The organism is Curtobacterium sp. PhB136, from assembly GCF_004346855.1.
Taxonomy (GTDB): domain Bacteria; phylum Actinomycetota; class Actinomycetes; order Actinomycetales; family Microbacteriaceae; genus Curtobacterium.
Genome location: NZ_SMGH01000004.1, coordinates 952,553 through 963,801 on the forward strand (window position 1 = coordinate 952,553; position 11,249 = coordinate 963,801).

At 72.3% G+C, this 11,249-nt stretch carries 12 protein-coding genes; 9 read left to right on the forward strand and 3 right to left on the reverse strand.

Going from position 1 to position 11,249, the window contains the following annotated elements:
• Positions 1-89 precede the first annotated feature (89 nt).
• Together EDF27_RS04635 and EDF27_RS04640 are read left to right on the forward strand one after the other, a co-directional pair.
• Positions 90-743 (forward strand): HAD-IA family hydrolase, encoded by a 654-nt coding sequence (locus EDF27_RS04635; RefSeq protein WP_132047535.1) that lies wholly within the window; start codon positions 90-92, stop codon positions 741-743.
• 122 nt (positions 744-865) lie between these two features.
• Complete coding sequence (locus EDF27_RS04640; RefSeq protein WP_132047537.1) at positions 866-1,408, forward strand: type 1 glutamine amidotransferase domain-containing protein; 543 nt, start codon at positions 866-868, stop codon at positions 1,406-1,408.
• A gap of 3 nt (positions 1,409-1,411) precedes the next feature.
• Here the strand turns inward: EDF27_RS04640 and EDF27_RS04645 are convergent, their stop codons facing one another.
• On the reverse strand, positions 1,412-1,975 hold the full coding sequence (locus EDF27_RS04645) for a molybdenum cofactor biosysynthesis protein (RefSeq protein WP_123700918.1): 564 nt from the start codon (positions 1,973-1,975) through the stop codon (positions 1,412-1,414).
• A gap of 82 nt (positions 1,976-2,057) precedes the next feature.
• Between EDF27_RS04645 and EDF27_RS04650 the strand changes: the two genes are divergently transcribed.
• From EDF27_RS04650 to EDF27_RS04670, 5 genes are all read left to right on the forward strand, one after another.
• On the forward strand, positions 2,058-3,605 hold the full coding sequence (locus EDF27_RS04650; protein WP_132047539.1) for an Ada metal-binding domain-containing protein: 1,548 nt from the start codon (positions 2,058-2,060) through the stop codon (positions 3,603-3,605).
• Positions 3,602-4,114: a methylated-DNA--[protein]-cysteine S-methyltransferase gene (locus EDF27_RS04655; protein ID WP_123654883.1), complete on the forward strand. Its 513-nt coding sequence runs from the start codon at positions 3,602-3,604 to the stop codon at positions 4,112-4,114. Before EDF27_RS04650 ends, EDF27_RS04655 begins: the two co-directional genes overlap by 4 nt.
• Positions 4,115-4,265: 151 nt before the next feature.
• Complete coding sequence (locus EDF27_RS04660) at positions 4,266-5,075, forward strand: alpha/beta hydrolase (protein ID WP_165931358.1); 810 nt, start codon at positions 4,266-4,268, stop codon at positions 5,073-5,075.
• Positions 5,076-5,087: 12 nt separating this feature from the next.
• Complete coding sequence (locus EDF27_RS04665; protein WP_132047541.1) at positions 5,088-5,963, forward strand: hypothetical protein; 876 nt, start codon at positions 5,088-5,090, stop codon at positions 5,961-5,963.
• A gap of 130 nt (positions 5,964-6,093) precedes the next feature.
• Positions 6,094-7,569, forward strand: coding sequence for an amino acid permease (locus EDF27_RS04670; RefSeq protein WP_132047543.1), 1,476 nt, complete (start codon positions 6,094-6,096; stop codon positions 7,567-7,569).
• A 109-nt stretch (positions 7,570-7,678) separates the two neighbouring features.
• On the opposite strand, the gene EDF27_RS04675 is transcribed toward EDF27_RS04670, so the two are convergent.
• The gene (locus EDF27_RS04675) at positions 7,679-8,551 is read right to left on the reverse strand and encodes a LysE family transporter (RefSeq protein ID WP_132047545.1); all 873 of its coding nucleotides are present in this window, start codon (positions 8,549-8,551) and stop codon (positions 7,679-7,681) included.
• 68 nt (positions 8,552-8,619) lie between these two features.
• Between EDF27_RS04675 and EDF27_RS04680 the strand changes: the two genes are divergently transcribed.
• On the forward strand, positions 8,620-9,564 hold the full coding sequence (locus EDF27_RS04680) for a LysR family transcriptional regulator ArgP (RefSeq protein ID WP_132047547.1): 945 nt from the start codon (positions 8,620-8,622) through the stop codon (positions 9,562-9,564).
• On the opposite strand, the gene EDF27_RS04685 is transcribed toward EDF27_RS04680, so the two are convergent.
• Positions 9,546-10,091 carry a TetR/AcrR family transcriptional regulator gene (locus EDF27_RS04685; protein ID WP_123654877.1) on the reverse strand — a complete coding sequence of 182 codons (546 nt, stop codon included), beginning with the start codon at positions 10,089-10,091 and terminating at the stop codon, positions 9,546-9,548. The genes EDF27_RS04680 and EDF27_RS04685 overlap by 19 nt on opposite strands.
• Positions 10,092-10,211: 120 nt before the next feature.
• Here EDF27_RS04685 and EDF27_RS04690 point away from each other — a divergent pair, with 120 nt between their 5' ends.
• Positions 10,212-11,249: an aldo/keto reductase gene (locus tag EDF27_RS04690; RefSeq protein ID WP_132047549.1), complete on the forward strand. Its 1,038-nt coding sequence runs from the start codon at positions 10,212-10,214 to the stop codon at positions 11,247-11,249.

The window sequence follows — 11,249 nt, forward strand, 5'->3', positions numbered from 1 at the left end:
CACATCGCGCCCCGACATGCGCGGGCGCAGTGTTCGCGGCGGGGCGCGATCACACGGGCGTGGATCCACCGACAGGTAGGGTCGGGCGCGTGATCGACATCGTGGCGTCCGGGGTCCTCTTCGACATGGACGGGACGCTCGTCGACTCGACGTCGGTCGTCGAGGGAGCGTGGAGCCGCTTCGGTGCGCAGCACGACATCGCCCCGTCGACGATCCTGGCGTTCTCGCACGGCCGCCAGACGATCGACACCGTGCAGCACTTCCTGCCCGACCTGCCGTACGCCGAACAGCGTCGTCTGGCCGACGAGCTCGTCGCGGACGAGGTCGAGAACACCCACGGCATCATCGAGATCCCCGGCGCCGCCGCGTTCCTCGGCCGGCTGGTCGACGCCGGCGTCCCTGTCGCGCTCGTCACGAGCGCACCGCGGGACCTCGCCCTGAACCGGATGCGCGCCGCCGGGGTGACCGTGCCGGAGTCCGTCGTCACGTCCGAGGACGTCGAGCAGGGCAAGCCGCACCCCGACGGGTACGTCCGGGGCGCGGCGCTCCTCGGGCTCCGGGCCGAGGACTGCGTCGCGTTCGAGGACGCCCCCGCCGGCCTGCAGTCCGCGATCGCCTCCGGTGCGACGACCGTCGTCGTGGGGGAGCTCGACGCGGACGTGACGGTCGGGCTCGCGCGGGTGCACGGCTTCGACGGCATCGAGGTGACGGCCGAGGGAGCGGCGTTCCGGCTGCGCGGCTGACGCCCGGAGCGCCGCTGTGCGGCTGACGCCCGGTGCGCCAGCGAGCGGCTGAGTCGACGCCCAGCGCCACCGAGCACCCTGGTCGGTGCGGCCGGAGACCCCGGCACGTGGAAGGAGTGATCATGGCAGCCCTCGACGGGAAGAACGTCCTCGTCATCACGACCAACTACGGCGTCGAGCAGGACGAGATCATCGTCCCGACGGAAGAACTGCGGAAGCGCGGTGCCTCGGTGACGATCGCGGCGAAGGAGACCGACACGGTCCAGACCCTCGTCGGCGACAAGGACCCGGGCAAGTCCCTCGATCCCGACACCACGCTCGCGAACGTCCAGGCGGGCGACTTCGACGCACTCGTCGTCCCCGGCGGCACCATCAACGCCGACACGATCCGTCAGGAGACCGCAGCGGTCGACCTCGTGCAGGCCTTCGTCGCCGCGATCTGTCACGGCCCGTGGACCCTCGTGGAGGCCGGCGTGCTGACCGGTCGGACGATCACGTCCTACCCGTCGCTGCAGACCGACATCCGGAACGCGGGCGCCGAGTGGGTCGACCAGGAGGTCCAGGTCGACGAGACCGGCAGCACGATCATCACGTCGCGGAACCCGGGTGACCTGCCGGCGTTCGTCGACGCGATCCAGGCTGCGCTCGCACCGGTGAGCGTCTAGCCGCTAGACACCGACGGGCACGGGGCGGGCCGTGCGGAGCACCGCGGGGCCGAGGGTGAGCACGCCGTCGGACTCCGGGTCGCACCGCACCCCGCCCCGTCCGCGCATCGCCCGGAACGCGCCGGGAGCGATCTCGTGGTCCATCCAGGCGCAGGGGTTCGCCGGTCGGTAGCCGCGGAACAGCACGGGGCCGTCGCCGGTGTCGAGCGAGAACGGCTCGCCCCGGAGCGCCTCGACGTCGACGCCCCGCAGGAACACGTTCCGACGGGTCGCGACCGGGTCCAGCGCGACGCCGAGCGACCGTCCGACGTCCTCGAGCGCCTCGAGCCCGATCACGGTGACGGACGCGTGCACGTGTGCCCGCGACGCGAAGTAGCGGTCGCCGACGATCCCGAGGCCGGCGCGCAGGCTGACCCGGTCGCGCAGTTCCTCCTCGTCCGCGGGGAGTGCGCCGTCGGCGGGCCGTCCCTCGTAGCGGTGTCGCCGGGAGACGAGGAGCATCGCGACCTCGACCTGGGTGACGTGGTCGAGGGCACTGGACGCGACCGTCTCGGCACCGGAACCCATGTGCCCGACGGTACCGGAGCCTCCCGGCTGCGCCGTCCGATTTCCGCCAGTCGATGACGGTGGCGCGTGTCAGGCTTGCCGCATGACCACGGGAACCGACGCACTGCACGACGAGCGGTACCGCATCGCGGCGTCGCGCGACGCGCGGTTCGACGGCCAGTTCGTCACCGCCGTGCACTCGACGGGCATCTACTGCCGCCCGAGCTGCCCGGCGCGCACACCCCGGTCGACGGGTGTGACCTTCTACCGGACGAGCGCCGCCGCACACCTCGCCGGGTACCGCGCGTGCAAGCGCTGCCTGCCGGAGGCCACCCCCGGCAGTCCGGAGTGGGACCTCCGCGAAGACGTCGCCGGCCGCGCGATGCGCCTCGTCCTCGACGGCGTCGTCGAGCGGGAAGGCGTCCCCGGGCTCGCGGCACGCGTCGGCTACTCCGAACGGCACCTCGGTCGGATCATGACGGAGGAGCTCGGGGCCGGACCGAAGGCGCTGAGCCGTGCGCACCGGGCGCAGACCGCACGGACGCTGCTGACGTCGTCCGACCTGCCGATCGCGGACGTCGCGTTCGCCGCGGGGTTCGCGAGCGTCCGGCAGTTCAACGACACCGTGCGCGAGGTCTTCGCCGTCACCCCGTCGGAGCTCCGTGCCCGCCGGCGGATCCAGCCGGCCCCCGACGGCGGCCTGCACGTGCACCTGCCGGGCCGCGCGCCGTTCGACGCGCAGGGCCTCCTCGACTGGCACGCGCTGCACGCGCTCGCCGGGCTGGAGCAGGTGGTGCGGGGCGACGACGGCACGGTCCGGTCCTACGGCCGGCTCCTCGACCTGCCGGGAGGCCCCGGTTGGTTCAGTGCATCGGCCGCGGTCCCGGACGGGGCCGGGCGGGGCACCGGCATCGACCTGGTCGTGCGGGTGACCGACCTCAGCGACCTGCCGACGCTCGTGGCGCGAGTGCGGGCGCTGTTCGACCTCGATGCCGATCCGGTCGCGGTGGACACGGTGCTCGGATCGGTCCCGGCCCTGGTGGCCGCCGTCACGCGGGTGCCCGGGATCCGGCTGCCGGGGGCGGTGGACGCGCACGAGGTGGTGTTCCGCACGCTCATCGGGCAGCAGGTCTCGGTGGCCGCGGCCCGGACCGCGCAGACCCGGCTGGTGGCAGCGCTCGGTGCACCCGTGCCGACGGCGATCGCCCCGGACGGTGTCCTGTTCCCGTCCGCCGCCGTCATCGCGGAGCGCGGCGGTTCGGTTCTCCGGTTGCCGTCCGCCCGGATCCAGACGATCCTCCGCGTCGCGTCCGCGCTGGCGGACGGGTCGCTCGTCGTCGACGGCGGGCAGTCCCTCGACGAGCTCCGGAACGGACTCCTCGCCGTGCGGGGGATCGGACCGTGGACCGCGGACTACGTGGCACTGCGGGTCCGGCACCATCCGGACTTGTTCCTCCACAGCGACCTCGCCGTGCGGAACGGTGCACAGGAACTCGGACTGCCCGGTTCGGCGCGCGAGCTCTCCCTATGGTCGGAGCAGGTGGCCCCCTGGCGGAGCTACCTCACGATGCACTGCTGGCGGCCGATCGTCGACCGCGCGACCGCAGCCGCGCGTGCTGCTTCCACGACGTCCCGGAAGGACACCCCATGACCGATGCAGTGATCTCCACCCTCCAGACCCCCGACGGCGCGTTCACCGTGCTCGAAGACGACCAGGGCCGGGTGCTCGCGTCCGGCTGGACGGACTCGTTCGACCGGATCCTGGCGCGGGTACCGGCGCGCCACCGACCGTCCACCGTGATGGAGGGGCCCGTGTCCTCCGCGGACGCCGTCGACGCCTTCTACGCGGGGGAGATCGAGCACGCGATGCAGGTCCCCGTGCGGCAGGTCGGCACCGAGCTCTTCGAAGCGGGGTGGCTGCAGCTGCGGGAGATCCCCGCTGGGTCCACCCTGACCTACACCGAGCTCGCGGCGGCGATGGGCCGGCCGGACGCCGTGCGGGCAGCGGCGAGCGTGTGTGCCCGGAACGCCCCGGCGCTGTTCGTGCCCTGCCACCGCGTGCTCCGTTCCGACGGGTCGCTCGGCGGCTTCGCGTGGGGGCTCGACGTGAAGCGCTCCCTGCTCGAGCGGGAGTCGGTGGGGACGACCGCGCTGGTCTGATCGGCACCGTCCGCCTGCCCCGATCAGGGTCGTCTGCCCCTGGTTGCGGGGGATGACGGCAGCGCGCCGGGCTGCGACACTCGGAGGACGACCCGCACGGCCCCTCCCCGAGGACCCGACGCAGTGCCGTCGAACCACCGCTGAGGATCACATGCACCCTTCCACCGACCGAACGGTCGTCTCCGCCGACGGCACCCGCATCGCGGTGTCCGACGCGGGCAACGGCCCCGCGGTCGTCGTGGTCGGTGGTGCGTTCGGCCACCGTGGCACGCCGTTCGTGGAAGCCGTGGTCCAGGGCCTCGCCGATCACCACCGTGTGGTCACCTACGACCGTCGCGGCCGTGGGGACAGCGGGGACACCGGTCCGTGGGCGATCGAGCGGGAGGTCGAGGACCTCGACGCCGTCGTCGCCCAGGTCGACGGCCCGGTCACCGTCCTGGCCGTCTGCGTCGGTGCCGGTGTGGTCCTGCACGCGCTCGCCGCCGGTCTCCCGGCCGAGGCGGCCGTGCTGTGGGAACCGCCGTACCGCGCGAGCGTCGACCCGCACGCCGACGACGTCGTCTTCGCGGACACCCTCGACGAGCAGGTCGCCGCCGGCCGTCGCGCCGCAGCGGTCCGGGCGTTCCTGGCCCAGGTGCTCGGGCTGCCGATGAGCCAGGTGAGCGCGTTCCGCCTCCGTCCCCGCCTGTGGCGCACCCTGCTCGCCGACGCGCACGTGCTCGCTCGCGACGTCCGGATGCTCAACGGGCTCGCGATCCCGGAGCGGGTGCTCGCCGCGGTCGGGGTGCCGGTCGTCGTGGGTTCCGGCACCGCCAGCCCGCGGTGGCTCCGGCTCGCCGCGCGGGCCACCGCCGAGGCGATCCCCGGCTCCGAGCTCGTGATGATCGACGGCCAGGGGCACATCCCCGACGCTGCGACCCTCGCACGGCTGCTCGGCGCGCTCCGGACCCCGCGGCACTGAGAGGATGGTCGGGTGAGCGCACCCCGACTCGGACTCCTGCTGGACGTCGACGGCCCGATCGCCAGTCCCGTCTCCCGCACCATCGCGATCCAGAGCATCGTGGAGGACCTCGTCGCGCTCGCGGCAGAGGGCATCCCCGTGGTGTTCAACACGGGCCGGAGCGACGCCTTCATCCGTGAACAGGTCGTCCGTCCGCTGCTCGCCGGCGGGCTGGCTCCCGGCGGCCGGGTGCACGCCGTGTGCGAGAAGGGCGCCGTCTGGTGCTCGATCGGCCCGCAGTACGAGGACGGCATGAGCGACATCGCGATCGCCGAGGACCTCGCGCTCCCCACCGACTACGCCGACGAGATGCGCGAGCTCGTGCGCGCCGAGTACGCCGACCTGGTGTTCTTCGACGAGACCAAGCGCGCGATGGTGTCCGTCGAGCAGCGCGTCGAGGTGCCGAACGCCACCTACCTCGCCCGCCAGCCGGAGTTCGACGAGCGGGCGATGGCCGCACTCCAGCGCCGCGGGCTCGGCGTCCGCCGGCTCGACGACGTCCGGCCCGCTGCCGACGGTTCCGTCGCGTGGCGCATCGACCCGACGATCATCTCCACCGACGTCGAGTCCGACCGCAGCGGCAAGGACATGGGTGCCGAGCGCTCCCTCGAGCTCCTCGCCGAGGACGGCGAGCTGCCGCTGACCTGGCGCACGGTGGGCGACTCCCGGAGCGACTACGCGATGGCCGACTGGCTGCACGCGAACGGGCACGACGTGGCGCACGTGGACGTCCGTCCGTCGGACGGTGTCCCGGCGACGCCGTACCCGGTGCTCACCGCACCCGACGGTGTCATCCACGACGAAGCGGGAGCCCGCTACCTGGCGGACTGGCGGCGCGCGGCGGACTGACACCGGGCCTCCCGTCCGGTTCTGCACCGCCGTCTGCAGACCGGACCGTCCATGCGGACGCTTTGCGTACCGGGGTGGTACGCCAGTACCCTTCCGGGGTCCCACGCCAGCCGATGACGGGAACCACCCCATGGCAACGAAGCTCCGCACGAAGTCGATCGAGGCCTCCCTCGCCGACTCCGAAGAACAGGGACGCTCGCTGAAGCGCTCCCTGAAGACGTTCGACATCGCCGCGATGGGCATCGCGGTCGCGGTCGGCGCCGGCATCTTCTCGGTGGGGGCGAACGCCGCGGCGAACTTCGCCGGCCCCGGCGTGATCATCTCCTTCCTGCTCGCCGCCGTCACGTGCGGCCTGGCGATCATGTGCTACGCCGAGTTCGCCTCCACCATCCCGGTCGCCGGCTCCGCGTACACGTTCACCTACGCCACGATGGGCGAGCTGCTGGCGTGGATCGTCGGCTGGGACCTCATCCTCGAGACCCTCACCGCCAGTGCCGTGATCGCGAAGTACTGGGGCATCTACCTCAGCACCGCGTTCGAGGTCTTCGGCGTCAAGCTCCCCAGCACGATCGCCCTCGGCCCGATCGGCTTCACGTGGGGACCCGTCCTCATCGTCGGCATCTTCACCGTGCTGCTCGCATTCGGGACCCGTCTGTCCTCCCGCGTCTCCGCGATCATCACGATCATCAAGGTCGCGATCGTCGTGTTCGTCATCGTGGTCGGCGCCTTCTTCGTCAAGGCCGCGAACTTCACCCCGTTCATCCCCGCCGCGCAGCCGTCGAAGGGGTCAGAGGGCAGTGTCTGGACGCAGTCCCTCGTGTCCTGGTTCACCGGCTCCGAGCCCGCGCAGTACGGCGTCTTCGGTCTGCTCGCCGCCGCATCGCTGGTCTTCTTCGCGTTCATCGGCTTCGACGTCGTCGCGACCAGCGCGGAGGAGACCGAGAACCCGCAGAAGACGCTGCCGCGCGGCATCTTCATCGGGCTCGGCATCGTGACCCTGCTCTACGTCGGCGTCAGCATCGTGATCACCGGCATGGTCTCCTACAAGCAGCTCGCGCAGGAGGACGCACCCTCCCTCGCCTCGGCCTTCGACCTCGTCGGTCTGCCGTGGGCCGCCGGGATCATCGCGATCGGGTCGCTCATCGGCCTCACCACCGTCGTGATGGTGCTGCTGCTCGGCCTGTCCCGCATCGTGTTCTCGATGAGCCGCGACGGCCTGCTGCCCCGCTGGTTCTCGGTGACGAACCCGAAGACGCAGACGCCCGTCCGGGTGCAGGTCGTCGCGGGCATCGTCGTGGCGCTGCTCGCCGGGTTCACCGCGGTGGACAAGCTCGAGGGCATGATCAACATCGGGACGCTCTCCGCGTTCGTGCTCGTGTCGATCGGGATCATCGTCCTCCGTCGCACCCGGCCGGACGCGCCGCGGTCGTTCCGGGTGCCGTGGTCGCCGGTGATCCCGATCCTGTCCGCCGTGCTGTGCTTCTGGCTGATGCTGAACCTCGAGGTCGAGACGTGGTTGCGCTTCGTCGTCTGGCTGGTCATCGGCTTCGCGATCTACTTCGGGTACAGCCGCCGGAACAGCCGGGTGGGGCGCGGGCTGCAGTAGGCGTCCGCCGCCGCGTGGTGCGTCTTGGCCTCGCACAATTGAAAGCAGTTCGCACCACGTGATCCCGTGGTGCGAACTGCTCTTGGTTGTCGAAGAAGCGCCGCCGGAGTCAGGCGCCGACGAGCAGGGCGACGCCGAACGCGAGCATCACCACGGCGACGCAGCCGTCGAAGACGCGCCAGGTGACCGGCTTCGCGAACAGCGGCCGGAGCAGCCGCCCGCCGAACCCGAGCGCGCCGAACCACAGGCAGCTCGCCGCGACGGCACCGAGCGTCCACCACCATCGGTCGTCGGCGCCCTGCTGATTGGCGACGGACCCGAGGAACACGAGCGTGTCCAGGTACACGTGCGGGTTCGCCCACGTGAAGACGAGCATGGTCAGGACCGCCGTGCGCATCGCGGGGGCGCCGCCGCCGCTCCGGCCTGGAGGCTGGGCGAGCGTCGTCCGCGCCGGCCCGGCTCCCACCGTGGCCGGGTCCACTGCCGCGTCGCGCCGCGCCGGCCCGGCTCCCACCGTGGCCGGGTCCACTGCCGCGTCGCGCCCCGCCACGGACGTCGCGCCCCCGTGCACCGGGGCGCGGTGTTCGCCCGGGGGCGCGACCCCGTCGTCGTCCGCGTTCCCGCCGCCCGTCGACGTGCCCACGGCGACCCCGTCGTCCTCGGCTGCCACCCGGATCGCATCGCCCGACGGGCGCAATGCCCGCCGCGCCGCGAGCACCCCGTAGGTCAGCAGGAAGGCAGCGCCCACGAGCCGGACCACGACGAGCGCGACGGGGAACCGCTCGACGACGGCCCCGACGCCGAGCACCCCGGCGATGATGAGCACGGCGTCGGACACCGCGCACACCACCACCGCGGCTGCCACGACCCGGAGTCGTGCGCTCACCGCGAGCCGGAGCAGGTACGTGTTCTGCACACCGATCGCCACGATGAGGGCGAGTCCGGTGCCGAGGCCGGCGAGCACGGGGAGGATGACGGTCACGAGACGACGGTAGGCGTCGGCGCGGATGCAGTACAGCTCACGTTCCTGATGCGCCGTAAGCTCAGCTCATGCTCCGACTGCAGCGCGAACACCTCGAGACGATCCTCGCGGCGGTCGACCTCGGCACGTTCGAGGCCGCTGCCCGCGCGCTGTCGATCACCCCGTCGGCCGTCTCGCAGCGGATCAAGGCGATGGAGCAGCTCGTCGGACGGGTCCTGCTGCAGCGGACCGTCCCGATCGAGCCGACGGCCGCCGGAGCGGTGGTGCTCCGGCACGCGCGGCAGGTCCGGCTGCTCGACGACGAGACAGCGAGGGCACTCGGCGAGGGCGGGGACGCGCGGTCGTCCATCCCGTCGATCCCGCTCGCGGTGAACGCGGACTCGCTCGGCACGTGGTTCCTCGATGCGTTGGCGCTGGTGCGCGCGGACACTGAGGTGGTCTTCGACCTGCACCGCGAAGACCAGGACCGCACCGCCGAGCTCCTCCGCTCCGGCACGGTGATGGCCGCGGTCACGGCGGAGTCGGAGCCGGTACAGGGCTGTTCGTCGGTGCCGCTCGGCATCGACCGGTACCGCGCGGTGGCGTCGCCGGCCTTCGTCACGCGGTACCTGGACGGCGCGGACACGGAGCGCCGGATGCTGCAGCGGCTCGACCGGGTGCCGCTCGTGGACTACGACCACGACGACGACCTGCAGCAGGGGTTCCTGCGACGGGTCGTGGGGCACGCTCCCCGGGGTCCGCGGCACTTCGTCCCGACTTCGGCGGACTTCGCGAGGGCGGTGTCGCTCGGCTTCGGGTGGGGGCTGCTGCCGGAGGCGCAGTGTCTCGGAGCCCTCGAGCAGGGTTCGCTCGTCGAGCTGACCCCCGGGCGTCGCGCCGACGTGGCGCTGTGGTGGCAGCGCTGGAACCTGGCGTCGCCGCTCTTGGAACGGGTGACGGACGCGGTGCGCGCCACGGCCGACGAGCGGCTGCACCCGATCGGTCAGCGCGCGGGTCAGACCGTCGCGCGGTAGCGGAGTCCGTCGACCAGGAGCCCGACCATGAGCTGGCTCTGCTCGGGAGTCGGTGCGCCGTGGCAGAGGTCCGCGACGGCGTGCAGCAGCTGACGGGCGTCCACGTCCGGGCGGATGGTGCCCGCCGCGGCGGCGGTGTCGAGGAGCCCGGTGAGCGCGTCGCCGAGCCTGCCGAGGAAGTACTCCGGCAGCGCCTGGAAGGCCGGGTCCCCGGAGTGCAGCGCCGACGCGAGGCCCCGCTTCGTCGCGACGAACTCTGTGAACCGCTGCACCCAGAGCGCGAGCGCCTCGTCCGGAGCGTGGGTCGCGGCCAGCTCGGGGGCGGCGTCGGCGCAGGCGTCGACCGCGCGCTGGAACACCGCGACGACCAGGTCGGACCGCTGGGGGAAGTGCCGGTAGAGCGTGCCCACGCCGACTCCGGCCCGGTCGGCGATGACCTTCGCGGGGGCGTCGACCCCGTCGGTCGCGAACACGGCCTTGGCGGCGTCGGTCAGCGCGTCGAGGTTGCGTCGGGCGTCGGCGCGCACGGGTTCTCCCTTGCTCCTTGCGTAAACGGAATGGCTTTCCGTATAGTTCCGGAAGGGCGTTCCGGTTCGGTCCACGATACGGCACCGACGGTCAGGACGCCATCGACAGGAGGCACCACCATGCAGTACCGCACCCTCGGCCGCACCGGGATCCAGGTCAGCCCCTTCGCACTCGGCGCCATGATGCTCGGCACGGACGGCCGCATCGGCAACGGCGACGAGCAGGACTCCATCCGCATCGTGCACCGTGCGCTCGACGCGGGCATCAACCTCATCGACACCGCGGACCGCTACTCGCAGGGCGGGTCGGAGGAACTCGTGGGGAAGGCGCTCAAGGGCCGCCGTGACCAGGTCGTCCTCGCCACCAAGTTCCACGGCCCGATGGGCGACGACCCGAACCAGCAGGGCAACTCCCGCCGGTGGATCATGCAGGCGGTCGAAGGCTCCCTCCGTCGACTGCAGACCGACCACATCGACCTCTACCAGGCGCACCGCCCCGACGACACGGTCGACGTCGAGGAGACGCTCTCCGCGCTGACCGACCTGGTCCGGAGCGGCAAGGTCCGCGCGATCGGCAGTTCGGACTTCCCGGCGTCGATGCAGGTCGAGGCGCAGTGGACGTCGGAGCGCCGAGGGCTCGAGCGCTTCCGCACGGAGCAGCCGACCTACTCGATCCTGAACCGCGGCATCGAGCGCGAGGTCCTGCCGACCGCCGAGCGCTACGGCATGGGCACGCTCGTGTGGAGCCCGCTCGCCGGCGGCATGCTCACGGGGCGGTTCCGGAAGGGGCAGGACAGCGACCTCGCTCGCGTCCGGATGTTCCAGCACAACTCCGACGAGCGCCGCATCGACGCCGTGGAGCAGGTCGTGGCACTGTCCGAGGACACGGGCATCCCGATGACGCACCTCGCGATGGCGTTCGCGATCGCACACCCGGGCGTCACGAGTGCGCTGATCGGCCCCCGGTCGATGGAGCAGCTCGACGACCTGCTTGCCGGCTCCGAGGTCGCGCTCTCCGACGAGGTGCTCGACCGCATCGACGCGATCGTCCCGCCCGGCACCGACGTCGGCCGCCTCGACCAGCAGTACAACCCGCCGGCGGTCCTGCGCCCCGAGCTCCGCCGGCGTCCGGTTGCCGAGCGCCCCGCCACCGCCTGA

What these genes read in the sequence shown, in the direction of transcription:
- EDF27_RS04650 (WP_132047539.1), top strand. Translation starts at nt 2,058, where the DNA reads ATGACCACGGGAACCGACGCACTGCACGACGAGCGGTACCGCATCGCG.
- EDF27_RS04670 (WP_132047543.1), top strand. Translation starts at nt 6,094, where the DNA reads ATGGCAACGAAGCTCCGCACGAAGTCGATCGAGGCCTCCCTCGCCGAC.
- EDF27_RS04660 (WP_165931358.1), top strand. Translation starts at nt 4,266, where the DNA reads ATGCACCCTTCCACCGACCGAACGGTCGTCTCCGCCGACGGCACCCGC.
- EDF27_RS04640 (WP_132047537.1), top strand. Translation starts at nt 866, where the DNA reads ATGGCAGCCCTCGACGGGAAGAACGTCCTCGTCATCACGACCAACTAC.
- EDF27_RS04680 (WP_132047547.1), top strand. Translation starts at nt 8,620, where the DNA reads ATGCTCCGACTGCAGCGCGAACACCTCGAGACGATCCTCGCGGCGGTC.
- EDF27_RS04655 (WP_123654883.1), top strand. Translation starts at nt 3,602, where the DNA reads ATGACCGATGCAGTGATCTCCACCCTCCAGACCCCCGACGGCGCGTTC.
- EDF27_RS04690 (WP_132047549.1), top strand. Translation starts at nt 10,212, where the DNA reads ATGCAGTACCGCACCCTCGGCCGCACCGGGATCCAGGTCAGCCCCTTC.
- EDF27_RS04645 (WP_123700918.1), bottom strand. Translation starts at nt 1,975, where the DNA reads ATGGGTTCCGGTGCCGAGACGGTCGCGTCCAGTGCCCTCGACCACGTC.